Annotated in this window: 19 protein-coding genes and 2 rRNA genes; 7 read left to right on the top strand and 14 right to left on the bottom strand. The window is 54.9% G+C overall.

The genetic code is table 11. The annotated features are described in order from the left end of the window. The first annotated feature begins 62 nt into the window (after positions 1–62). Positions 63–1,742 (top strand): AsmA family protein, encoded by a 1,680-nt coding sequence (locus FJW00_RS19940; protein ID WP_140925490.1) that lies wholly within the window; start codon positions 63–65, stop codon positions 1,740–1,742. 32 nt (positions 1,743–1,774) lie between these two features. Here FJW00_RS19940 and fabY read toward each other — a convergent pair whose 3' ends face one another. From fabY to typA, 5 genes are all read right to left on the bottom strand, one after another. Continuing rightward, on the bottom strand, positions 1,775–2,722 hold the full coding sequence (gene fabY, locus FJW00_RS19935; protein WP_009088141.1) for a fatty acid biosynthesis protein FabY: 948 nt from the start codon (positions 2,720–2,722) through the stop codon (positions 1,775–1,777). Between the two features lie 56 nt (positions 2,723–2,778). Beyond that, positions 2,779–3,216 (bottom strand): D-aminoacyl-tRNA deacylase, encoded by a 438-nt coding sequence (gene dtd, locus FJW00_RS19930; protein WP_009088144.1) that lies wholly within the window; start codon positions 3,214–3,216, stop codon positions 2,779–2,781. Further along, positions 3,213–4,082: a virulence factor BrkB family protein gene (locus tag FJW00_RS19925; protein ID WP_009088146.1), complete on the bottom strand. Its 870-nt coding sequence runs from the start codon at positions 4,080–4,082 to the stop codon at positions 3,213–3,215. Before FJW00_RS19925 ends, dtd begins: the two co-directional genes overlap by 4 nt. Before the next feature lie 3 nt (positions 4,083–4,085). After that, complete coding sequence (yihX, locus tag FJW00_RS19920; protein ID WP_140029965.1) at positions 4,086–4,682, bottom strand: glucose-1-phosphatase; 597 nt, start codon at positions 4,680–4,682, stop codon at positions 4,086–4,088. 210 nt (positions 4,683–4,892) lie between these two features. Next, a complete protein-coding gene (typA, locus tag FJW00_RS19915; protein WP_009088150.1) occupies positions 4,893–6,716 on the bottom strand; it encodes a ribosome-dependent GTPase TypA in 1,824 nt (607 codons plus the stop codon). A gap of 438 nt (positions 6,717–7,154) precedes the next feature. Here typA and glnA point away from each other — a divergent pair, with 438 nt between their 5' ends. The 3 genes from glnA to glnG all read left to right on the top strand — a co-directional run bounded on the left by glnA (position 7,155) and on the right by glnG (position 11,169). Next, positions 7,155–8,564, top strand: coding sequence for a glutamate--ammonia ligase (glnA, locus tag FJW00_RS19910; protein ID WP_009088151.1), 1,410 nt, complete (start codon positions 7,155–7,157; stop codon positions 8,562–8,564). Positions 8,565–8,702: 138 nt separating this feature from the next. Then, positions 8,703–9,752: a nitrogen regulation protein NR(II) gene (gene glnL, locus FJW00_RS19905; protein ID WP_009088153.1), complete on the top strand. Its 1,050-nt coding sequence runs from the start codon at positions 8,703–8,705 to the stop codon at positions 9,750–9,752. Positions 9,753–9,759: 7 nt separating this feature from the next. Continuing rightward, complete coding sequence (glnG, locus tag FJW00_RS19900; RefSeq protein WP_009088155.1) at positions 9,760–11,169, top strand: nitrogen regulation protein NR(I); 1,410 nt, start codon at positions 9,760–9,762, stop codon at positions 11,167–11,169. 40 nt (positions 11,170–11,209) lie between these two features. Here the strand turns inward: glnG and hemN are convergent, their stop codons facing one another. Together hemN and yihI are read right to left on the bottom strand one after the other, a co-directional pair. After that, a complete protein-coding gene (hemN, locus tag FJW00_RS19895) occupies positions 11,210–12,583 on the bottom strand; it encodes an oxygen-independent coproporphyrinogen III oxidase (RefSeq protein ID WP_140925489.1) in 1,374 nt (457 codons plus the stop codon). Between the two features lie 233 nt (positions 12,584–12,816). Beyond that, complete coding sequence (gene yihI / locus FJW00_RS19890; RefSeq protein WP_009088161.1) at positions 12,817–13,341, bottom strand: Der GTPase-activating protein YihI; 525 nt, start codon at positions 13,339–13,341, stop codon at positions 12,817–12,819. A 549-nt stretch (positions 13,342–13,890) separates the two neighbouring features. Between yihI and yihA the strand changes: the two genes are divergently transcribed. Further along, positions 13,891–14,526 (top strand): ribosome biogenesis GTP-binding protein YihA/YsxC, encoded by a 636-nt coding sequence (gene yihA, locus FJW00_RS19885; protein WP_140925488.1) that lies wholly within the window; start codon positions 13,891–13,893, stop codon positions 14,524–14,526. Between the two features lie 85 nt (positions 14,527–14,611). Here yihA and spfP read toward each other — a convergent pair whose 3' ends face one another. From spfP to FJW00_RS19860, 5 genes are all read right to left on the bottom strand, one after another. After that, positions 14,612–14,659 (bottom strand): small protein SpfP, encoded by a 48-nt coding sequence (spfP, locus tag FJW00_RS22830; protein ID WP_071892919.1) that lies wholly within the window; start codon positions 14,657–14,659, stop codon positions 14,612–14,614. A 285-nt stretch (positions 14,660–14,944) separates the two neighbouring features. Then, positions 14,945–17,731, bottom strand: coding sequence for a DNA polymerase I (gene polA / locus FJW00_RS19880; protein ID WP_140925487.1), 2,787 nt, complete (start codon positions 17,729–17,731; stop codon positions 14,945–14,947). Positions 17,732–18,109: 378 nt separating this feature from the next. Continuing rightward, positions 18,110–18,739 (bottom strand): thiol:disulfide interchange protein DsbA, encoded by a 630-nt coding sequence (gene dsbA / locus FJW00_RS19870; protein ID WP_009088168.1) that lies wholly within the window; start codon positions 18,737–18,739, stop codon positions 18,110–18,112. A gap of 26 nt (positions 18,740–18,765) precedes the next feature. Further along, on the bottom strand, positions 18,766–19,752 hold the full coding sequence (locus FJW00_RS19865) for a serine/threonine protein kinase (protein ID WP_140029970.1): 987 nt from the start codon (positions 19,750–19,752) through the stop codon (positions 18,766–18,768). 45 nt (positions 19,753–19,797) lie between these two features. Next, positions 19,798–20,073 (bottom strand): YihD family protein, encoded by a 276-nt coding sequence (locus FJW00_RS19860; RefSeq protein ID WP_046100879.1) that lies wholly within the window; start codon positions 20,071–20,073, stop codon positions 19,798–19,800. A gap of 39 nt (positions 20,074–20,112) precedes the next feature. On the opposite strand from FJW00_RS19860, the gene mobA reads away from it, so the two are divergent. Beyond that, positions 20,113–20,679, top strand: a complete 567-nt coding sequence (gene mobA / locus FJW00_RS19855; protein WP_058957391.1) for a molybdenum cofactor guanylyltransferase MobA — start codon at positions 20,113–20,115, stop codon at positions 20,677–20,679. A 1-nt stretch (position 20,680) separates the two neighbouring features. Next, a complete protein-coding gene (mobB, locus tag FJW00_RS19850) occupies positions 20,681–21,187 on the top strand; it encodes a molybdopterin-guanine dinucleotide biosynthesis protein MobB (RefSeq protein ID WP_140925485.1) in 507 nt (168 codons plus the stop codon). A gap of 85 nt (positions 21,188–21,272) precedes the next feature. Here the strand turns inward: mobB and rrf are convergent. Continuing rightward, positions 21,273–21,388, bottom strand: a 5S ribosomal RNA gene (gene rrf / locus FJW00_RS19845). Positions 21,389–21,487: 99 nt separating this feature from the next. Next, positions 21,488–23,173 (bottom strand): 23S ribosomal RNA (locus FJW00_RS19840); the annotation flags it as partial.

Raw genomic sequence — 23,173 nt, 5'->3', positions numbered from 1 at the left:
TGAGCTGTAACGGTAATTCAGGCATAACAACCTCTCACCGGATTGAACGCGGGAAGGATGCGATGAAATTTCTTGGAAAGTTTTTCCTCACCATACTGTTACTGCTGCTTTTCACCCTGGTGGTGATCTATGTGCTGCTGCAGACACAGTGGGGTGCAGGCTGGTTTAGCCGGTGGGTGAGCGACAAAACCGAATGGCATCTCTCCCTGAGTAAAATTGAACACAATTTCTCCTCGCCCTCTCACATCATTCTGGATGATTTCAGCTTTGGTCACGATGGGCAGCCTGCAGTACTCGTAGCAAAGCGGGTCGATCTCGGTCTGGCCCTGATTCAGTTCAGCGATCCGCTGCATTTCAGCAGCCTTGAGCTGCGCGACGGGGAAGTGAACCTGGCTAACCTGACGCCAGACAGCGCGCTTCCGATTCAGGCTGACCGCCTGCAACTCAATAACATGCGTCTCGACAGCCCCGGCAGCGCGTTACCGCTGTTTGCTCAGCAGGTGAATGGCGGCATTCTGCCGTGGAAACCGACCGCCCGCGATATGCTGGGCCGCGATGCCCGCTTCCAGATGAGCGCTGGCAGCATGACGCTGAACAATGTGGCGGGCGAGAACGTACTGATTCAGGGAAGTGTTTCCCAGGGCCGGATGCGCTTTGACAACATCGGTGCCGATCTGGCGCGCGGCTCCATGACCGGTAACGGTGAACGGGATGCCCAGGGCAACTGGAAAATCAACCAGCTGCGACTGAACGATATCCGTCTGCAGACCGCAAGCAGTCTGAAAGATTTCCTGCACAGCCTGCAGGTGGTTCCCTCCATCGCGATTACGCGACTCGATCTGACCGATGCCCGTCTGCAGGGACCGGACTGGGCGGTAACCGACCTCGACCTGACGCTGAGAAACGTTAACTGGCAGGGAGACGACTGGCAGAGTAATGATGGTTCACTGGCGCTGAATGCCAGCAATTTTATCAACGGGGGTTTCGAGCTTAACGACCCTATCGTTAACCTGGATTTTTCTCCGCAGGGCATCGCACTGACGCAGTTCAGTTCACGCTGGGCGAACGGTGTGATTCGGGCTGACGGTGACTGGTCGCGCAGCGATAAACGCCTGACCCTGAAAAATCTGGCCGTTGCCGGGCTGGAATATACCCTGCCGCAGGACTGGCGCGACCGCTGGCAGGCAACCCTGCCCGCGTGGCTGGAGAGTGTAGAGGTAACGCGTTTTATGTCGAACCGGAACCTGATTATCGATATCAATCCGGCCTTTCCTTTCCAGCTGACATCACTGGATGGCACGGGTGAGAATCTGCGACTGGCGCAGCAGCATCAGTGGGGGATCTGGTCGGGTAAGCTGAGCCTGAATGCGGCGGAGTCCACCTTTAACCGTACCGATCTGCGTCACCCATCCATTGCGCTGAGTGCTGACGCGGAGCAGATTCAGGTAACGGAGCTGAGCGCGTTCAGTAACAAGGGACTGCTCGAAGGAACGGCCACCGTGGGCCAGCAATCCGCCCGTCCGCTGACGCTGCAGCTGACCGGCCGTGCGGTGCCGGTGAACGTATTGCAGAACTGGGGATGGCCCGCGTTGCCGCTAACGGGAGACAGCAATATGCAGCTGCAACTCAGCGGTGCGTTACGCGCTGATCAGCCACTGCGTCCGACGGTAAATGGCACGCTGTCGGTGACAACCGACAGTCAGCAGCTGCAGCAGACCATGCAGGCCGGTGAGGTCCGATAATCGCAGCAGGGCCGCGGGTGCGGCCCTGCTGATTAATTGATACGTGCGCCGGAACCGCCCTCTTCCAGCGGTCCGTCGGGATCGGCGGGTAGCACGATATAAACGCCTTCAAACACTGCGCCACACTCATCATCGCCGAACAGCTCCACTTCAAGCTGCACGCGCGCTTTACGGCCACGCGCCAGACGATCCAGATCGCCGCTTAATGAGCCCAGATCGGCAATCGCGCCGGGCCGCCCGCTGATGGGATGGCTATAGCGAATGTGGGCATCTGCCAGAATAATCGTTCCACCGAGATGACGCTCGCGCAGCAGCAACCAGATCAATCCCCAGCCGGTCAGTGTTGCCAGCGAAAAGAGGCTGCCGGCGAACAGGGTATGGTGCGGATTCTGGTTGCCCGCCTCGGGCATGGTGGTAATAAATTTCTGCCCGGTAAACTGCAGAATGCGGACCCCCATCTTCTCGCTGAGCGGGATGTGATCGTACCAGGCCTGTTGCAGCTGCCCGCACCAGTCGGCGCGGTGCAGAATGTCATCCAGCGTAATGACCGGCTTAATCATCAGAAAGTGACGAACCGGCGTGGTCTGCGGCGCGGTTATCTCGCCCTGATTGACGTAGCCGAGTTTCGCGAAGAAAGCGACAGCATCTTCCCGGGCACTGCAGGTCACCCGCTTGGCACCTTCCTGACGCGCCACTGACTCCAGCGTCATTGCCACCAGCGTTCCCAGCCCTTTGCCCTGCACGGAGGGATGAACGGCCATGAAGCGGATAGCGGCCTCGTTGTCGGCATTAATGTAGAGACGACCGATGGCGACCGGATTTCCCTGCTCGTCCACCACCATCTGATGATGCGCTAAGGCATCCCAGGCGTCACGTTCAGACCCCTGCGGCTGACGCAGCGGTTTACGTAACATTTCCCAGCGGAACTGATAGTAGATATCCAGCTCTTCCGCTGTCTGAGGCACACGAAGGTGATACATAAAATGTTTCTCCCGCTCGGAGGTGTGGCCTGTTCCCTGCCGCTCAGCTGACGATCTCACACCTGTAACCAGAACGTCACCGGACCATCATTCACCAGTGAAACCTGCATATCTGCCGCGAAACGGCCGTTCGCCGTGGTAATGCCCTGCTGCCGACAGCAGTCGCTGAAGTACTCATACAGACGCTCAGCCTCAGCCGGCTCGGCGCCACCAGAAAAGGAGGGGCGCATCCCTTTTTGCGTGTCAGCAGCCAGCGTAAACTGTGACACCACCAGCACGCTTCCCCCCGTCTGGCGGAGACTCAGGTTCATTTTGCCCTGCTCATCACTAAAGATGCGATAGCCCAGTACGCGTTCTGCGAGACGTTCCGCACGCGCATTGTCATCGCCCTTCTCCACCCCCAGCAGGACCAGTAGTCCGGCACCAATTTCACCGGTCACATCCTGATCGACGCTGACGCTGGCGCGCGTTACGCGCTGAATCAATGCAATCATCTTTCCTCGCGTTGCTCATCTTTGTGCTGCTGTTTCAGCTGCCGGTAGTCGGCTAACGTCACGGTTATTTCAGCGCCCAGCAACACAATACACCAGGTCCAGTAGACCCAGAGAAACAGAATCGGGATCACGGCCAGAACACCGTAGATCAACTGATAGGAGGGGAACATCGTAACATAGAGCGCAAAGGCCTTTTTGCCCAGCTCAAACAGCGCCCCGGCGACCAGTGCACCAATCAGCGCATCACGCGGCGGCACGCGCTGGGTGGGCACAATACTGTAGAGCAGCCAGAAGGCGAGCCACGAGAGCAGAAGTGGAAAAATACGCAGCATCTGATCAACCAGGCTGGTGACCCCGGTGGCATTAATCCAGCGCAGCGACAGCAGATAGGAGCTGATCGCCAGGCTGGCACCGGCCAGCAGCGGGCCGAGGGTCAGGATCATCCAGTAGACCGCAAAAGAGTAAACCATCGGCCGCTTCTTGTGGCTGCGCCAGATGGTATTCAGCGCGGTATCGACCGAATGCATCAGCAGCAGGGCCGTCACAATCAGGCCGACGGCCCCGACCGCCGTCATCCGGTTGACGTTAGCCACAAACTGCTCAAGATAACGTTGCAGCGTATTGCCTGCGGCGGGCATCAGGTTGTTGAAGACAAACTGCTTCAGCTGCACGCTGATGTCGGAGAAGACCGGAAACGCCGCAAACAGCGCAAACACCACCGCAATCAGCGGCACCAGCGCCAGCAGTGAGACATAGGCCAGGTTGCCCGCCTGGGTTGTCATGCCATCTTCGTCAATACGTTTCCACAGCAGCCTGAGCCACAGCCAGAAGGCATGCAGCCCGGGACGAAATGTTCGTGACTTCATGCGTTACTGTCGACCTGCAAACCAGTCGGGAACCGTGCGGCTGTCCGTCACCAGCACGCTTTCGATACCCAGCGCCCGGGCCGCCTCGATATTTTCTGCGTTATCATCAAAAAAGACCGCCTGCTCGGCCGTTACCCCTTCCGCATCCAGCACATGCTGATAAATGCGGGCTTCCGGCTTCCGCATGCCCAGCTCCTGTGACAGGTAGAGCTTGTCGGCCGCCTGCTGCACGTCGGGGTACTGCGTCGGCCAGAAGGCACAGTGCAGCTTATTGGTATTAGAGAGGATCACGACCCGATGCCCCTCCAGCCGCAGCCGGTTCATCAGCGCCAGCGTTTCCGGACGCACGTCAACGAACACCGCCTGCCAGCCCGCGGCAAACTGTTCATAGCTGAGAGCGATCTCCAGCTTTTCGCAGAGGGCCAGCGCAAAATCTTCATCGCTGATCTCACCGCGTTCATGCTGTTCGAACGCCTCATCCATCCGGAAATGGCTTTGCAGTGAGGCCAGCGGCACACGGCTAAGGTCACTCCAGACGCCCAGCACGCGGTTAAAGTCGATATCGATAATCACATTGCCTAAATCAAAGATATACAGCATGGTGCGCCTCCTTCGGTTCCCTGGAGTATTCACTCTAGCGGCAAAAACGCAGGCTGAACAGCCAGCACCGGAGAGAAAAGCGTAAACGGCAGCGGGTGGGCAAAAAGCGTGTCACAGCAGACAATAATTGGCTGGCCCGGCGGGCAGGCGCGGAATCGCAGGCAAAAAAAAGCCCCGCATGGCGGGGCTCTTTATTACGCTAAAGCGTGATTACGCGTCTTTAGGACCACGTGAAGCACGTTTACGGTCGTTTTCGGTCAGATGGCGTTTACGGATACGCACTGACAGCGGAGTCACTTCTACCAGTTCGTCATCATCGATGAACTCGATAGCCTGCTCCAGCGTCATTTTCTGCGGTGGAACCAGGGTGGTGGCTTCATCTGTACCGGAAGCACGCATGTTGGTCAGCTTCTTACCGGTCAGACAGTTCACGGTCAGGTCGTTAGAACGGCTGTGAATACCGATGATCTGGCCTTCATAGACTTCTGCACCGTGACCCAGGAACAGCTTACCGCGATCCTGCAGACCGAACAGGGCGAACGCAACCGCTTTACCCTGACCGTTAGAGATCAGGACGCCGTTCTGACGCTGACCCACTTCGCCCTGACGAATGTCGTCGTAGTGGCTGAAGGTGGAGTAAAGCAGACCGGTACCGGAAGTCATGGTCATGAATTCGTTACGGAAGCCGATCAGACCACGGCTTGGGATCACGTAGTCAAGACGTACGCGGCCTTTACCGTCCGGGTCCATGTTTTTCAGGTCGCCTTTACGCTCGCCCATGGCTTGCATAACGGAACCCTGATGCGTTTCTTCGATATCCAGCGTGACGTTCTCGAATGGCTCCTGTTTACGGCCTTCGAATTCGCGGAAGATAACTTTCGGACGGGATACCGCCAGTTCGAAACCTTCACGACGCATGTTTTCGATCAGAACAGACAGGTGCAGCTCACCACGACCTGAAACGCGGAATGCGTCCGAGTCTTCGGTTTCTTCAACGCGCAGTGCCACGTTGTGAACCAGTTCTTTGTTCAGACGCTCCAGAATCTGGCGCGACGTCACGTACTTACCTTCTTTACCGCAGAACGGTGAGGTGTTGACGTTGAAGAACATGGTTACGGTAGGTTCATCGACGCTCAGGGCTGGCAGCGCTTCCACATTCTGCGTGTCACAGATGGTGTCAGAGATGTTCAGCTCACCCAGACCGGTGATAGCAATGATATCGCCCGCTTCAGCCAGATCGCTGTCGATACGCTCAAGACCCAGGTGAGTCAGGACTTTGCCGACTTTACCGTTACGGGTTTTGCCTTCGCTATCGATGATAGTGACCTGCTGGTTAGGCTTCACTTTACCGCGCTTGATGCGGCCGATGCCGATCACGCCCAGGTAGTTGTTGTAGTCCAGCTGCGAGATTTGCATCTGCAGTGGCGCTTCAACTTCAACCTGTGGAGGTGAAACGTGGTCAACGATGGCCTGGTACAGCGGGGTCATATCGTCAGCCATGTCGGTGTGGTCAAGACCTGCAATACCATTCAGCGCAGAGGCGAAAATGATAGGGAAGTCGAGCTGCTCATCAGTCGCATCCAGGTTAACGAACAGGTCAAACACCTGATCCACAACCCAATCCGGACGTGCGCCCGGGCGGTCTACCTTGTTGATAACCACAATCGGCTTCAGACCATGCGCGAACGCTTTTTTGGTCACGAAGCGGGTTTGCGGCATAGGGCCATCCATCGCATCTACAACCAGCAGCACCGAGTCCACCATGGACATGACGCGCTCAACTTCACCACCGAAGTCGGCGTGTCCTGGGGTATCAACGATGTTGATACGGTAGTCATTCCACTTAATGGCGGTGTTTTTTGCGAGGATGGTAATCCCACGCTCTTTCTCCAAATCATTGGAGTCCATCACGCGCTCGGTTGCTTCGGTACGGGCATCAAAAGTACCGGATTGTTGCAGCAGTTTGTCAACCAGGGTGGTCTTTCCATGGTCAACGTGCGCGATGATGGCGATGTTACGCAAATTTTCGATCACAGCTTTGCCTCAGGCATTAGAAATAGCGCGCTATTGTACACGGATTAAGCGGAAGACTGAACACGATCACACTTTTCACTGAAAGATTATTGCATTGACGCAAATTCGCACTGTTCCCGGTGCAGAAAATGCACTAAGTTGGTCCTATGCACCAAATTGGTGCCTGTAAATTCACCTTCAGCACTGTTATGGTGCACTAAAACCATCGTGGTGCAGCCGCATTACGACAAAAAGGTGCATCATAAGGCGATTTAAGCAACATCAAAAAAGTTGGCACAGAATTCGCTTTATCTGTAACAAGCGTAAACGCCAGTCAGATGTCGGTTGAAGAGCGTGCCGGAAAAGAGTGGTCAGGAATTTCCTTTCCCGCCACGCCCTCCGGAAACGACGTTTCCTCGCCATGTAGATAATGAAAGACCATTTCCAGGAGAGTTGAGTATGTCCGCTGAACACGTTCTCTCGATGATGAACGAGCATGAAGTTAAGTTTGTTGACCTGCGTTTTACCGATACCAAAGGTAAAGAACAGCATGTTACGATCCCTGCTCACCAGGTTAACGCTGACTTCTTCGAAGAAGGCAAAATGTTCGATGGTTCGTCTATCGGCGGCTGGAAAGGCATCAACGAATCAGACATGGTGCTGATGCCTGACGCTACCACGGCGGTCATGGATCCTTTCTTCGAAGATTCTACGCTGATCATCCGTTGTGACATTCTCGAGCCAGGCACCATGCAGGGCTACGACCGCGATCCACGTTCTATCGCCAAACGCGCTGAAGATTTCCTGCGCTCTTCCGGTATCGCCGATACCGTCCTGTTTGGACCAGAACCTGAATTTTTCCTGTTCGATGACATCCGTTTCGGTTCATCGACTTCCGGCTCACACGTTGCTATCGACGATATCGAAGCGGCATGGAACACCGGTAAAGAGTACGAAGGCGGTAACAAAGGTCACCGTCCAGGTCTGAAAGGCGGCTACTTCCCGGTTCCACCGGTTGACTCATCACAGGACATCCGTTCTGCCATGTGTCTGACCATGGAGCAGATGGGTCTGGTGGTTGAAGCGCATCACCACGAAGTGGCGACTGCGGGCCAGAACGAAGTGGCGACCCGCTTCAATACCATGACCAAAAAAGCTGACGAAATTCAGATCTACAAATATGTCGTTCACAACGTCGCGCACGCTTACGGTAAGACAGCGACCTTTATGCCGAAGCCAATGTTTGGCGACAACGGTTCAGGCATGCACTGCCACATGTCACTCTCTAAAGGTGGCCAGAACCTGTTCGCGGGCGATAAGTACGGCGGCCTGTCTGAAATGGCGCTGTTCTACATCGGCGGTATCATCAAGCACGCTAAAGCGATCAACGCCCTGGCGAACCCGACCACCAACTCCTACAAGCGTCTGGTTCCGGGTTACGAAGCACCGGTTATGCTGGCTTACTCTGCCCGTAACCGTTCTGCGTCTATCCGTATCCCGGTAGTGGCCAGCCCGAAAGCCCGTCGTATTGAAGCGCGCTTCCCGGATCCAGCGGCTAACCCATACCTGGCGTTCACCGCACTGCTGATGGCTGGCCTTGATGGCATCATCAACAAAATCCACCCTGGCGATGCGATGGATAAAAACCTGTACGACCTGCCACCGGAAGAAGAAGCTGAGATTCCAAAAGTTGCAGGCTCGCTGGAAGAAGCGCTGAATGCACTGAACGAAGATCGCGAGTTCCTGACCCGCGGTGGTGTCTTCACTGATGAATCTATCGATGCTTACATCGAACTGCGTAAAACTGAGATGGACCGCGTTCGCATGACGCCACACCCGGTTGAGTTCGAGCTGTACTACAGCGTTTAACTGATCAGACGTTTTTGTTGCCGTGGAAACTTTTAGCCCATCTTCGGATGGGCTTTTTTCTCCGCGAATTCACCGTTCATTCTCCCGCTTTTCGGCTTAAACACCAGAATGCACCTATTTAGTGCAGAGGAACGTTGTATGGCAACTGGCTCTCTGCCCGACGCCGGGCAGATTCTCAACGCTTTAATCAACAGTATTTTGTTGGTGGATAACGACCTGGTTATTCATTACGCCAACCCGGCGGCGCAGCAATTACTGGCGCAGAGCTCACGCAAGTTGTTCGGCACGCCGTTACCGGATTTAACCGGCTACTTTTCGCTGAATATTGAGGTGATGCGCGAGAGTCTTGAGGCTGGCCAGGGATTCACTGACAGTGAGGTCACGCTGGTAGTCGATGGTCGCGCACATATTATGTCGCTGACCGCACAGCGTTTACCCGATGGCTTAATTCTGATGGAAATGGCGCCGATGGATAACCAGCGTCGCCTCAGTCAGGAGCAATTACAGCACGCCCAGCAGGTGGCAGCACGCGATCTGGTTCGCGGCCTGGCCCATGAGATAAAGAATCCGCTGGGAGGATTGCGCGGCGCGGCACAGCTTTTATCACGCGCCCTGCCCGATCCCTCGCTGAATGAATATACCAGGGTCATTATTGAACAGGCCGACCGGTTGCGGAATCTGGTAGATCGTCTGTTAGGGCCACAGCAGCCGGGGATGCACATTACCCAGAGCATTCACCAGGTGGCAGAGCGGGTGGTTAATCTGGTGTCGATGGAGCTGCCGGAGAATGTCTCCCTGGTGCGGGATTACGATCCCAGCCTGCCGGAACTGCCGCACGACCCTGACCAGATTGAACAGGTGCTGCTTAACGTCGTACGCAATGCGCTTCAGGCGCTGGGCGACGACGGCGGGACGATTGTTATTCGCACCCGTACGGCTTTTCAGCTGACGCTGCACGGCACCCGTTATCGCCTGGTAGCACGAATAGATATTGAAGATGATGGCCCCGGTATTCCGGCCCAGCTGCAGGATACGCTTTTCTATCCGATGGTCAGTGGACGTGAAGGCGGAACCGGTTTAGGTCTCTCCATCGCCCGTAGCCTGATTGATCAGCATTCAGGAAAAATAGAATTTAACAGTTGGCCGGGTCACACCGAATTCTCGGTCTACCTGCCTATTCGCCAGTGAGGTTTCTATGCAACGAGGGATAGTCTGGATCGTCGATGACGATAGCTCCATCCGCTGGGTGCTTGAACGCGCGCTCACTGGAGCCGGTTTGAGCTGTGCGACGTTTGACAGCGCAGGTGAGGTGCTGGATGCCCTCTCAACCAAAACCCCGGACGTTTTACTGTCAGATATTCGCATGCCCGGTATGGATGGACTGGCGCTGCTGAAACAGATTAAACAGCGTCATCCGATGCTGCCGGTCATCATTATGACGGCGCATTCCGATCTCGATGCCGCAGTCAGCGCTTATCAGCAGGGGGCGTTTGATTACCTGCCTAAGCCGTTCGATATTGATGAGGCGGTTGCGCTGGTAGAGCGTGCCATCAGTCACTATCAGGAGCAGCAGCAGCCGCGTAATCAGCCGGTCAGCGGACCGACTACCGACATTATCGGGGAAGCACCCGCGATGCAGGATGTGTTCCGCATCATCGGACGGTTGTCGCGCTCCTCAATCAGCGTCCTGATCAATGGTGAGTCGGGCACCGGTAAAGAGCTGGTCGCCCATGCGCTGCACCGGCACAGCCCACGCACCAAGGCACCGTTTATCGCGCTGAATATGGCGGCGATCCCCAAAGATTTGATTGAGTCAGAACTGTTCGGTCACGAGAAAGGCGCCTTTACCGGTGCAAACCAGATCCGTCAGGGCCGTTTTGAGCAGGCCGATGGGGGCACGCTGTTTCTGGATGAGATTGGCGACATGCCGCTGGATGTGCAGACCCGACTGCTGCGCGTGCTGGCCGATGGTCAGTTCTATCGCGTCGGTGGCTATGCGCCGGTCAAAGTGGATGTGCGGATCATTGCGGCTACCCACCAGAACCTGGAATTACGCGTGCAGGAAGGCAAGTTCCGTGAGGATCTGTTCCACCGCCTGAATGTGATCCGTGTACATCTGCCGCCGCTGCGTGAGCGTCGTGAAGATATCCCGCGTCTGGCGCGTTATTTCCTGCAGGTGGCGGCCCGTGAGCTGGGGGTAGAAGCGAAGATTCTGCACCCGGAAACCGAAACGGCGCTGACCCGTCTGCACTGGTCAGGTAACGTGCGCCAGCTGGAAAACACCTGTCGCTGGCTGACGGTGATGGCGGCCGGTCAGGAAGTGCTGATTCAGGATCTGCCCGGCGAGCTGTTTGAGTCCAGCACACCGGAAAACCCGGTGCAGTCACTGCCTGACAGCTGGGCTACGCTGCTGGCTCAGTGGGCCGACCGCGCGCTGCGTTCCGGTCATCAGAACCTGCTGTCAGAAGCCCAGCCCGAGATGGAGCGGACGCTGCTGACTACGGCGCTGCGCCATACCCAGGGCCACAAGCAGGAAGCCGCACGTCTGCTGGGATGGGGACGCAACACCCTGACGCGCAAGCTGAAAGAGCTGGGGATGGAATAGGGGTTCAGTTCGGGCTGGCGAGGTCTGCCAGCCCGTTTTTTTAGATCACACGCGAAAACTGCTGCTGACGGGCTTTCTGCCGCAGATAGCGATCAAAGCACATGCAGATATTGCGGACCAGCAACCGGCCAATCCCCTTCACTTCCAGCCCCGTCGTCGTCTGCTCCACCAGCCCGTCGGCAATTAAGGGTTTCAGCAGCGCCAGATCTTCAGCAAAGTAGTCATGAAAGCAGATTCCCCACTGCGCCTCTGTTGCGGCAAAATCGAGCGAAAAGTGGCAAATCAGTGTTTTAATCACGTCCCGCCGCAGACAGTCATCGCGGGTTAAGGCGACGCCGCGCCACAGGCCATTCCCCTGCTGTTCCACACTGCTGTACCAGCTGTTAAGGTCTTTCTGGTTCTGCGCATAGCTGTCACCCACCATGCTGATGGCGGAGACACCCAGCCCCAGCAAGTCGCTGTCGCCCTGCGTCGTGTAACCCTGAAAATTGCGATGCAGCTTCCCGTCGCGCTGCGCGACAGCCAGCTCATCCTGCGGCTTCGCAAAGTGATCCATGCCGATATAGTGATAGCCCTGCTGCGTTAGGGTCGCGATGGTCTGCTGCAGAATATCCAGTTTCTGCCGGGCCGAGGGGAGTTCATCCTCTTTGATTTTGCGCTGTGCCGCAAACAGCGCCGGCAGATGCGCATAGTTGAAGACGCTGAGACGGTCCGGATTCAGCGCCACGACCCGCTCCAGCGTCCAGGCGAAGCTGTCGGGCGTCTGCAGAGGTAAACCGTAGATCAGATCGATGCTGGTTGAGCGGAAGCCCTGTTCACGAGCGCGGGCCATCAGACTGAAGATCACCTCCTCATCCTGCACCCGGTTAACCCGCGCCTGCACCGCTTTGTTGAAGTCCTGCACGCCCATACTGAGACGATTAAAGCCCAGCGATCGGAGATGATCGATCATATCCAGCGCCATTTCCCGCGGATCGACCTCGATCGACATTTCGGCATCATCGGTCACATTGAAGTGTTGCTTCAGCAGGCCCACCAGCCGCGAAACCTGCTGCCTATTGAGAAAGGTCGGTGTGCCGCCGCCCCAGTGAAGCTGTGTCACCCGGCGCTGGCGGAACAGCGGCGCGCGCTGAATAATCTCCTGCTCCAGCACATCCAGATAGCGGTCCGCTTTGTGGCGCTGACGCGTCACCTGCTTATTACAGCCGCAGAAGTAGCAGAGACGGTGGCAGAAAGGGATATGAACGTAAAGCGACAGCGGACGCCCGGGATAGCGTGCCACAGCATGCTGAAAATCGGTTTCCGTATAGTCTTCGCTGAACTCCAGCGCAGTGGGATAGGAGGTGTAACGTGGCCCGGCGTAATTGTACTTTTCAATTAACGCCTGATCCCAGGCAATCTGCAGCGATGGCATGCTCACTCCTTCCGGTGACGTCGTCTGAGAGAAGGTCGCGAAGAAGAAGGGATGAAAGGTGAGCGGGATGAGACCCGACGTAAACGTTGCTTCAGACGCGACAGGCGTCGTAGTTTAAACAATAACCACAGCAGATAACATGTCGCCAGCAGCGCGAAAATTGATCCAGGCCAAAACATTGTCGTTTACCTGAGAAGCACGGCATGCGGAACTCGCATGCCGATCAAATTTGCTTAGTTGCCCTTCAGCAGACGGTACATATCCTCTTCTGCCTGTTCATCTTCGCCATCGTCCATCACGATGCCTAACTGCTCCATCAGTTCGTCGATGCGATCCAGCGAGGCATCCAGCCAGCCCTGATCTTCTGCCGACAGCGTTTCGCCATTTTCCAGGCGATCCAGCAGCGCATCCAGACGCTCATCGTTTTCCAGCTTCGCCAGCTCTTCTTCCGGCGTCAGGCGCACTTTCTTCGGGGCTGCCGGTTTATCTGCACTTTTCTGTGGCCTGACGGCGGTGGTTTTGCCATCGGCGATCAGGGCCACCGGCTTCTTACTCCCGATGCGCGGATCTTTTGCCGGGGCTGACTGGCGTGCGCCATTGCTGTCCGACGCCGCCGGATTAGCACGGCTGCCAGATGCATGTCCGCGATGTTTTTTATCGCGTTTGCGATCGCGCGCTTCGAGGTTAATTTCGTCACGCGATTTGCGTTTGGCTTTGACGGCAGGTTTGCCGTGGGCAGCTCGTGCAGGTTGCTTCATAGTATTCGGTCCTGGCTTTTTTATTCAGTATAGAATTGCGGCGAAATCTAGCAGAAACCCGACAAAGAAAAAAGGCGACAGCTCAAGCTGTCGCCTTATTTCATACCTTCACAAGAAGGAATCATGTTTTAAATCCTTTTCGGCTCGTAACATCCCGGTCAATCCCGCGCCTGCTCAACTTCTGAGCTATTCCCTGTCCCTGTCTGGCCATATCCCTGACCTGTTCCATTCCATCGCTCATTGCCATCCTGACATCCCTGAGCGCATCATCCTGATGTGTGCTGCCATTCACTGCACAATAATGTAGACCAACTGGTAAAAGCCTCAAGTCAGCGCCACCAATAGTTGGCTTAAAAAAAGAGCAAAACTTATTAACCAATTGAAATTATGATGATTTTATTTTCAGAAATCTGCGTAAAAATCGACATAACCCGCAGCGCGAATGGTCAATCTCTTACATGGACTGTTATCACGACGCGATTGAGCACTTTCGCGCCATAACGCGTATAATCGCCGCCATTGCCCTAATGCGTTTTCTGGAGTGTTACCTTGTCTGAATTGAATTATCACGTTACCCACTTTGTCATGAGCGCGCCGGATATCCGTCATCTGCCTGCCGATACCGGAATTGAGGTGGCTTTTGCTGGCCGCTCGAACGCGGGAAAATCGAGTGCGCTGAACACGTTAACCAATCAGAAAGGCCTGGCGCGCACCAGTAAAACACCGGGACGTACCCAGCTGATCAACCTGTTTGAAGTTAAAGAAGGGAAGCGTCTGGTCGACCTGCCAGGCTACGGTTATGCCGAAGTGCCGGAAGAGATGAAGCTGAAGTGGCAGCGTGCGTTAGGCGAGTACCTGCAAAAGCGTCAGGCGCTGAAGGGGCTGGTCGTATTGATGGACATTCGTCATCCGCTGAAAGATCTCGACCGCCAGATGATTCAGTGGTCGGTGGAAAGCGCAATTCCGGTTCTGCTGCTGCTCACCAAAGCCGATAAACTCGCTTCCGGTGCCCGCAAAGTCCAGCTCAACGTCGTGCGTGAGGCGGCGCTTAGCTTCGGCGGCGATATCCAGGTAGAGCTCTTCTCATCGCTGAAGAAAATCGGCGTGGATAAGGTTCGTCAGAAACTGGACAGCTGGTATGCGATGCCTGATGAGGCGACTGAGGATCAGCACGGGGACGCGTGAGCAGCATCGCTGATCCGCTGACACTGCGGTAACAAAAACCCCAATAAAAAACGCCCCAGTCACAGAATGACTGGGGCGGCTAAATTCAGCCAAATCCGATTACGTGAAGTAAAAGGTCTGAAAGATAGAACATCTTACCTCTGTACCCTACGCGACGAACTTTACCTGATTTTTTGTGCCTGACAAAGGCTTTTTTGTTGCTTACTTACATCAAAACAGGACTTTTTTTACCATACCCGTCACAAAAATAGCGTTGTGATGTAGTTTAATGACGAAAAAAATGTTTAGCCGATAAGCAGTTAGAAACGCGCTTTCGCTCCCGGTGTCGCCCGGTTACAGCTGACCGCTCAACTAAACGAATTACTTATGCCTGAATCAGGGCCAGTTTTGTGCGACAGAACCGGCCCGGAGGCGGTAATCAGTGTGCTTCGTCCCAGTTGTCACCGACGCCGACTTCAACCAGTAACGGTACGTCGAGCTTCACACTGCCTTCCATTAACGCACGGATTTTCTGGCTGGCCGCTTCCACCGCCTCCGATTTCACTTCGAACACCAGTTCATCGTGAACCTGCATGATCATTCTTACTGCGCTGTCATTCTGCTGCTGAAGCCACTCATCCACGGCAATCATCGCGCGTTTGATGATGTCTGCTGCCGTTCCCTGCATTGGCGCATTGATGGCGGCACGCTCTGCAGCTTTGCGGCGAATCGCATTGCTGGATTTAATATCCGGCAGCCAGAGCCGGCGCCCTTCCAGCGTTTCAACATAGCCTTTATTCGCCGCCAGCTGCCGGGTGTTCTCCATATAGCGCAGTACGCCCGGATAGCGTTCAAAGTAGAGGTCCATGTACTTTTTCGCTTCACCTGCACCGATGTTGAGCTGACGTGACAGGCCAAAGGCACTCATGCCATAAATCAGACCAAAGTTAATCGCTTTGGCGCTGCGACGCTGTTCTCCACTCACCTTATCCAGCGCGACACCAAACACTTCCGATGCCGTGGCACGGTGAATATCCTCACCCTGGGCAAAGGCGTCCAGTAAGCCTTTATCCTGAGAGAGATGCGCCATGATACGCAGTTCAATCTGGGAGTAGTCGGCCGCCACGATGCGATAACCTTTATCGGCAATAAAGGCCTGACGGATTCGGCGTCCCTCGTCATTACGCACCGGGATGTTCTGCAGGTTAGGATCGGCAGAGGACAAGCGTCCGGTGGCGGTAACGGCCTGATGATAGGAGGTATGCACCCGTCCGCTCAGCGGATTGATCATCTGCGGCAGCTTATCCGTATAGGTCGATTTCAGTTTCGACAGGCCGCGATGCTCCAGGATCACTTTAGGCAGCGGATAATCGAGCGCCAGTTCGGCTAACACCTCTTCGCTGGTTGACGGTGCCCCACCCGGTGTTTTCTTCGTGGGTTTGATGCCCTGTTTTTCAAACAGAATCACCTGAAGTTGTTTCGTGGAGGAGAGGTTGAAGGGCTCGCCTGCCAGCTCATGCGCTTTCGACTCCAGCTCAGCCAGTCGGGCAGTCAGCTCTTTCGAGTGTTGCGCCAGAATAGCCTGGTCGATCAAGACGCCATTGCGCTCTATCCGGGAGATGACCGTCAGCAATGGCATCTCAATCTGCTCAAAGACGTTTCTCGGGCCCGCTTCTTTCTCCAGCTCAGGCCACATCTTCAGATGCAGCTGCAGCGTGACATCGGCATCTTCGGCAGCATAGTGGGCTGCCTGCTCTAACGCGATCTGATTGAACGTCAGCTGATTTTTACCTTTACCGGCAATCTCCTGGAAAGTGACCGTTTTATGTTTAAGCCAGCGAGCAGCCAGGCTATCCATATCGTGTTTGCCCACCACGCTATTGAGGATGTATGACTCCAGCATGGTGTCAAACCGGATACCGGCCAGTTCAATGTCGTAGTTCCTGAGGACGCCGCGATCGTATTTCAGGTTCTGACCCACTTTCCAGGCACTGGCATCTTCCAGCAGGGGCTTAAGCTGCGCCAGAACGGCGGCGCGATCCAGCTGCTCAGGCGCATCAAGATAGTCATGGGCAACCGGCAGATAAGCCGCTTCACCGGGCGCCACCGCGAAGCTGATGCCGACAATATTTGCACTCAGGGTATCAAGCGCATCGGTCTCCAGATCAAAGGCAAAGACGTCGCTGTTTTTCAGCTTCTCCAGCCAGCTATCAAAGAGAGCCTGATCCAGAATGGTCACGTAATTATCGGTTGGCAATACGCTGCTGGTTTCCACCACGGGTGCCGGCTCATCGGACAGGGCTTTTTGCGCCTGCGTATTGCTCTTTTTCCCCTGCAGCCATTTACCGTCCTGCAGATCGCTCAGCCAGCGTTTGAACTCATAACGGCTGAACAGAGACTGCAGTGCCTCAATATCGGGATCGGTCACCGTCAGCTCTTCACAGGGCTGTGCCAGCTCAACGTCGGTTTTGATGGTCGCCAGCTGATACGAGAGGAAGGCCACCTCACGATTCTGCTCAAGTTTGGTCGCCATCGTTTTGGCACCGCGAAACGAGAGATCGGCCACTTTATCCAGGTTGTCATAGATCGTCTGCATGCTGCCCAGCCCCTGCAGCAGCGCCTGTGCGGTTTTCTCACCCACGCCCGGTACGCCGGGAATGTTATCTGAGCTGTCGCCCATCATGGCAAGGAAGTCGATAATCAGCGCGGGAGGGACACCATATTTCTGCTCGACCTCTTCCGGCCCGAGAATGGTATTGGTCATGGTGTTAATCAGCGTAATCCCTGGCGAAACCAGCTGCGCCATATCTTTATCGCCCGTGCTGATCAGCACTGAACGGCCCTTCTTTTCAGCCTCCAGCGCCAGCGTACCGATCACATCGTCCGCTTCCACACCGCTCACCGCCAGCAACGGCAGCCCCATCGCCCGTACCATCTCATGCAGCGGCTCGATCTGCGCGCGCAGATCGTCCGGCATTGGGGGGCGGTGAGATTTGTAATGCTCGAACAGTTCGTCTCTGAAGGTTTTGCCTTTGGCATCGAACACCACAGCAACGTGACTCGGATTGTACTGTGCCAGCAGGCTTTTCAGCATGTTGAGCACGCCGTACATGGCGCCAGTCGGTTCACCTGCACTGTTGGTCAGCGGCGGAAACGCGTGATACGCGCGATAAAGATAGGATGAGCCATCAACCAGAATCAGGGGATTTTCTGCAATTTGCGCCATAAGTCTGTGTAGTCTTCGTTGCTGTGAGTTGGACTATAAGGATGCCACAACCTGGCAGAAATGGTGAACTAAGGCGTGCCGCGTGGACGTTTTTTCACATTTCCGGAGGCAGGATCGCAACGATCGGGTTGTGGATAACTTTGTGCGTAAAAATGATAACGCGCGATCCCTCAGGCGATCAGGCAATTTATGAGCAAATAAAATGCTTATTTTTCATATGCTTTATCAATTACCGTGACGTGATCGTCATTTTCAATAGCGTGATCCCTTGTGTGGATATTAAATTTATGCCCTGGAGATGGACAAAACCGTCGCGCAATTAAGAAGCATAAAAAAAACGCCAGCAGGCGCTGGCGTTTCACGAGTGCAGAAGGCTGATTACTTCTGGCTTACCAGGAATTTAACGACGTTGGCATAGTCTGCAACGAAATTATCCATAGAGCTGGTATCCAGCCCGCCATTGTTCACCATGTATTTGCCATTAACGAACATCGCAGGCACACCACGCAGATCGACATCAGCCGCCGCTTTCTGCTGCTGGGCAACTAAGGCTTTAACTGCGAAGCTGTTCCAGGCCGCATCGTAATCAGAAGAGGAGATCCCGGCCGCCTGAATAAAGGCCTCTTTCAGACTGGCAGGATCGGTAATGGTCTGCGTTTTCTGAATGCCGTCGAAGATCGGTGCCGTAACCTTGTCTTCCACACCCAGCGCCATCGCTACCGCCCAGGCCTGAGTTACGACCGGCCCGAGATCACCGCCGAGGAAATCGACGTGATATTTCACCAGTTTGGTGTCAGCAGGCAGGTTCTTTTTAACCGCGTCATTAACGTGATAAATGCGTTCAAACTGATAGCAGTGCGGGCAGAAAAACGAGAAGAACTCCATCACCTGAGGTTCGCCGGCCACGGGTTTCTGCAGACTGACATATTGTTTACCTTCTGTGAACTGGGCAGCAGACGCGCTGAATGCCAGCACTAAACCCATCAGTGCAAACCAAATCTTTTTCATCGTGAAACACTCTCCTGACTACGTCATTAATATTGCGGTGTCAGCTGCAGAGGAGGTTCCTGCAACAGCTTCTCCTGCTCGGTGAATAGCGAAATTTGCCTGCGCCAGAAATCTTCATCTGTCATCCAGGGAAACGCACGCGGAAAAGCGGGATCCTGCCAGCGTCTGACGACCCAGGCCAGATAATAAACCATGCGCATCGCGCGTAAAGGTTCAATCAGTGACAATTCATTAATATCAAAATCACTGAATTCACCGTAAGCCTCCAGCAGGATATCCCACTGAATACGCTGTTCCTGTCGATCGCCGCTGATCAGCATCCAGAGATCCTGCACCGCCGGGCCATTACGGGCGTCATCCAGATCGACAAACAGCGGTCCATCGCGCCACAGAATATTTCCCGGATGGCAGTCACCATGTAATCGTAGCGGCTGCCATCCGGTATGCCAGTGCTGCTGCAGCGCCTCTCCCAGCTTATCAACCGCCTGTAGCAGCATGGCTTTCAGTGAATCAGGAACCAGCTGAGCCTGCTCCAGCACCTGACGAGGTTCGTGCAGATACTCATCCAGTCCCATGACTGGCCGGTGACTGAACAGTGCTTTGCGACCGGTCTGATGAAGACGCCCCAGAAAACGACCTACCCACTCCATCTGATCTTCGTTGTCGGTCTCATATTGCCGCCCGCCCAGACTGGGAAAGAGCGCAAAGAAAAAGCCCGCATGCCTGTGCAACGTCTCGCCCTGAAGCCGCAGCGGTGCAGCAACAGGGACCTCGTCAGCCAGCAGATCGAGAGCATACTGATGCTCTTCCGCAATCTGTTCGGCACGCCAGCGCTGTGGACGATAGAATTTGGCGACATAGCGACGTTTTTCATCATCGCTGAACTGATAGACCCTGTTCTCATAACTGTTCAGGGCTGTCAGTCCCGATTCGACGCGGATTCCTGTACCCCAGAGCGCATCAAGCAGCACGTCGGGGTTCAGTGTCTGGAAGTTGAAAGCAGCGTCGCTCATTCTGTTACCTGTGGTTGCCCTTGCATGTAGCTGCCAAGGATAACACTACTCGTCCGGTTTAATGACACCCCGCGCGCGGAGGAGTGCCGTTTTAAAATCGACTTCATAATCTTTTTTCAGCCCCGGAATGGCATCATCGCTGGCTGAGTCACGCATTTTGAGATGGTAAATTAATATATCGTCCGTTAATTCACTTAACGGGCCACGGAAACCAGATTCCTGAGCCAGTTTCTGCAAAAATGTGACCAGATTAAGGTCAGGCTCTTTTTGCCAGGCGGGTTGCAGCAATTCCAGCAATTCATTCAGGCGATGGCATTTCATTTCGTTTTCTCCAGGTACGTAATCAGCGAGGGCACCGTCATGACAGCATTAACCGGCATCATTCTGGCGGGTGGTCAGGGCCGCCGTATGGGGGGGCTGGATAAAGGGCTGGTGCAGCTGGACGGCAGACCACTTTACCAGCATGTTCTTGAGCGGCTCAGGCCACAAGTCGACATTGTCATGATTAATGCGAATCGTAATATTGATCGCTATCAGCTAAGCGGGTGTCGCGTTATAGAGGATGTTTTTGACGATTACCCGGGCCCGCTGGCTGGCATCTACAGTGCCTTAATCGCCATAGAAGGAGAATGGGCGGTTTTTTGCTCCTGCGATACCCCGGCGATTCCTCTTAACTTTGTGGAAAAACTGATCCATCAACGCAGAGAAGCACCCGCAGTATGGGTTCGCTCGCAGACGCGCGATCACCCTACACTCGCCCTGATTCACCGTGACATGGCAAAAGCCCTTTTTGACTATCTGCAGGCCGGAGAGCGGCGCCTCATGCAATTCCTGCGCGATCATGGTGGTCATGCGGTCGCACTGGATGATGATGAATCCGCCTTCCGCAACATCAATACGCCAGACGATCTGAAAGAGAGAACCTGATATGTCACTACCCTTACTTGCCATTGTGGGCTGGAGTGGAACCGGTAAAACCACGCTGTTGCAGCAGGTGATTCCGCTTCTCAGTGGCAAAGGCATTCGCGCGGGGTTGATCAAGCATACCCATCATCAGATGGATGTGGATACCCCAGGTAAAGATAGCTATCTGCTCAGAAAGGCGGGGGCCAGTCAGGTCATGGTCGCCAGTTCAGAACGCTGGGCGCTGATGTGTGAAACGCCGGATCAGCCGTCGATTGATCTGTCTTATCTGGTCAGCCGCATGGATCACGCTTTACTTGAGGTGGTGCTGGTCGAAGGCTTCAAAGATGAACCTGTTCCAAAGATTGTTTTATGGCGCGAGGGAGTTAAGGGTGGGATCGAAGAGCTGCTCGATGCGCGGACAATAGCGGTTGCCACTGACCAGAAATTAGCGCTGAACGTACCGGTTCTGGATATAAATTGTCCGGGCAGCGTTACAGATTTCATTGCTGAGTGGCTGAAAAGCCGCTGAGGATGGTATTACACTGCGATTTTTCACGATCGGCAGACGTAAAAAAGCCCCGCACGTCGGTGCGGGGCTTCTTCACTTGTATAATGCCTGGCAGTTCCCTACTCTCGCATGGGGAGGCCCCACACTACCATCGGCGCTACGGCGTTTCACTTCTGAGTTCGGCATGGGGTCAGGTGGGACCACCGCGCTAAAGCCGCCAGGCAAATCTTGGTGCACGAAACGAAAAATTCTTCGCTTCTGCTTATTCTTTATCCGTCACAAACTGAAAATCGTGTCTCTCAAAAACGCCTCTGGCGTTGTAAGGTTAAGCCTCACGGGTCATTAGTACCGGTTAGCTCAACGCATCGCTGCGCTTACACACCCGGCCTATCAACGTCGTCGTCTTCAACGTCCCTTCAGGACCCTCAAGGGGTCAGGGAGAACTCATCTCGGGGCAAGTTTCGTGCTTAGATGCTTTCAGCACTTATCTTTTCCGCACTTAGCTACCGGGCAGTGCCATTGGCATGACAACCCGAACACCAGTGGTGCGTTCACTCCGGTCCTCTCGTACTAGGAGCAACCCCCCTCAATTCTCCAGCGCCCACGGCAGATAGGGACCGAACTGTCTCACGACGTTCTAAACCCAGCTCGCGTACCACTTTAAACGGCGAACAGCCGTACCCTTGGGACCTACTTCAGCCCCAGGATGTGATGAGCCGACATCGAGGTGCCAAACACCGCCGTCGATATGAACTCTTGGGCGGTATCAGCCTGTTATCCCCGGAGTACCTTTTATCCGTTGAGCGATGGCCCTTCCATTCAGAACCACCGGATCACTATGACCTGCTTTCGCACCTGCTCGAGCCGTCACTCTCGCAGTCAAGCCAGCTTATGCCATTGCACTAACCTCACGATGTCCGACCGTGATTAGCTGACCTTCGTGCTCCTCCGTTACTCTTTGGGAGGAGACCGCCCCAGTCAAACTACCCACCAGACACTGTCCGCACCCCGGATCACGGGGCCACGTTAGAACATCAAACATTAAAGGGTGGTATTTCAAGGATGGCTCCACGCAGACTGGCGTCCGCGCTTCAAAGCCTCCCACCTATCCTACACATCAAGGCTCAATGTTCAGTGTCAAGCTGTAGTAAAGGTTCACGGGGTCTTTCCGTCTTGCCGCGGGTACACTGCATCTTCACAGCGAGTTCAATTTCACTGAGTCTCGGGTGGAGACAGCCTGGCCATCATTACGCCATTCGTGCAGGTCGGAACTTACCCGACAAGGAATTTCGCTACCTTAGGACCGTTATAGTTACGGCCGCCGTTTACCGGGGCTTCGATCAAGAGCTTCTCCTTGCGGATAACCCCATCAATTAACCTTCCGGCACCGGGCAGGCGTCACACCGTATACGTCCACTTTCGTGTTTGCACAGTGCTGTGTTTTTAATAAACAGTTGCAGCCAGCTGGTATCTTCGACTGGCTTCAGCTCCGGGAGCAAGTCCCTTCACCTACGCGCCAGCGTGCCTTCTCCCGAAGTTACGGCACCATTTTGCCTAGTTCCTTCACCCGAGTTCTCTCAAGCGCCTTGGTATTCTCTACCTGACCACCTGTGTCGGTTTGGGGTACGATTCTGTGTTACCTGATGCTTAGAGGCTTTTCCTGGAAGCAGGGCATTTATCACTTCAGCACCGTAGTGCCTCGTCGTCACGCCTCAGCGTTAAAAGAGTCCGGATTTACCTGGACCCTCCGCCTACACGCTTAAACCGGGACAACCGTCGCCCGGCTGATATAGCCTTCTCCGTCCCCCCTTCGCAGTAACACCGAGTACAGGAATATTAACCTGTTTCCCATCGACTACGCCTTTCGGCCTCGCCTTAGGGGTCGACTCACCCTGCTCCGATTAACGTTGAACAGGAACCCTTGGTCTTCCGGCGAGCGGGCTTTTCACCCGCTTTATCGTTACTTATGTCAGCATTCGCACTTCTGATACCTCCAGCATGCCTCAC

This window comes from Pantoea anthophila (assembly GCF_006494375.1).
Lineage (GTDB): Bacteria > Pseudomonadota > Gammaproteobacteria > Enterobacterales > Enterobacteriaceae > Pantoea > Pantoea anthophila.
This window is presented reverse-complemented; position numbering and strand designations above follow the sequence as displayed.

What these genes read in the sequence shown, in the direction of transcription:
- mobA (WP_058957391.1), top strand. Translation starts at nt 20,113, where the DNA reads ATGACAGCATTAACCGGCATCATTCTGGCGGGTGGTCAGGGCCGCCGT.
- glnG (WP_009088155.1), top strand. Translation starts at nt 9,760, where the DNA reads ATGCAACGAGGGATAGTCTGGATCGTCGATGACGATAGCTCCATCCGC.
- FJW00_RS19865 (WP_140029970.1), bottom strand. Translation starts at nt 19,752, where the DNA reads ATGAGCGACGCTGCTTTCAACTTCCAGACACTGAACCCCGACGTGCTG.
- yihI (WP_009088161.1), bottom strand. Translation starts at nt 13,341, where the DNA reads ATGAAGCAACCTGCACGAGCTGCCCACGGCAAACCTGCCGTCAAAGCC.
- glnA (WP_009088151.1), top strand. Translation starts at nt 7,155, where the DNA reads ATGTCCGCTGAACACGTTCTCTCGATGATGAACGAGCATGAAGTTAAG.
- polA (WP_140925487.1), bottom strand. Translation starts at nt 17,731, where the DNA reads ATGGCGCAAATTGCAGAAAATCCCCTGATTCTGGTTGATGGCTCATCC.
- hemN (WP_140925489.1), bottom strand. Translation starts at nt 12,583, where the DNA reads ATGCCATCGCTGCAGATTGCCTGGGATCAGGCGTTAATTGAAAAGTAC.
- dsbA (WP_009088168.1), bottom strand. Translation starts at nt 18,739, where the DNA reads ATGAAAAAGATTTGGTTTGCACTGATGGGTTTAGTGCTGGCATTCAGC.
- FJW00_RS19940 (WP_140925490.1), top strand. Translation starts at nt 63, where the DNA reads ATGAAATTTCTTGGAAAGTTTTTCCTCACCATACTGTTACTGCTGCTT.
- yihX (WP_140029965.1), bottom strand. Translation starts at nt 4,682, where the DNA reads ATGCTGTATATCTTTGATTTAGGCAATGTGATTATCGATATCGACTTT.
- fabY (WP_009088141.1), bottom strand. Translation starts at nt 2,722, where the DNA reads ATGTATCACCTTCGTGTGCCTCAGACAGCGGAAGAGCTGGATATCTAC.
- FJW00_RS19925 (WP_009088146.1), bottom strand. Translation starts at nt 4,082, where the DNA reads ATGAAGTCACGAACATTTCGTCCCGGGCTGCATGCCTTCTGGCTGTGG.
- FJW00_RS19860 (WP_046100879.1), bottom strand. Translation starts at nt 20,073, where the DNA reads ATGAAATGCCATCGCCTGAATGAATTGCTGGAATTGCTGCAACCCGCC.
- dtd (WP_009088144.1), bottom strand. Translation starts at nt 3,216, where the DNA reads ATGATTGCATTGATTCAGCGCGTAACGCGCGCCAGCGTCAGCGTCGAT.
- glnL (WP_009088153.1), top strand. Translation starts at nt 8,703, where the DNA reads ATGGCAACTGGCTCTCTGCCCGACGCCGGGCAGATTCTCAACGCTTTA.
- mobB (WP_140925485.1), top strand. Translation starts at nt 20,681, where the DNA reads ATGTCACTACCCTTACTTGCCATTGTGGGCTGGAGTGGAACCGGTAAA.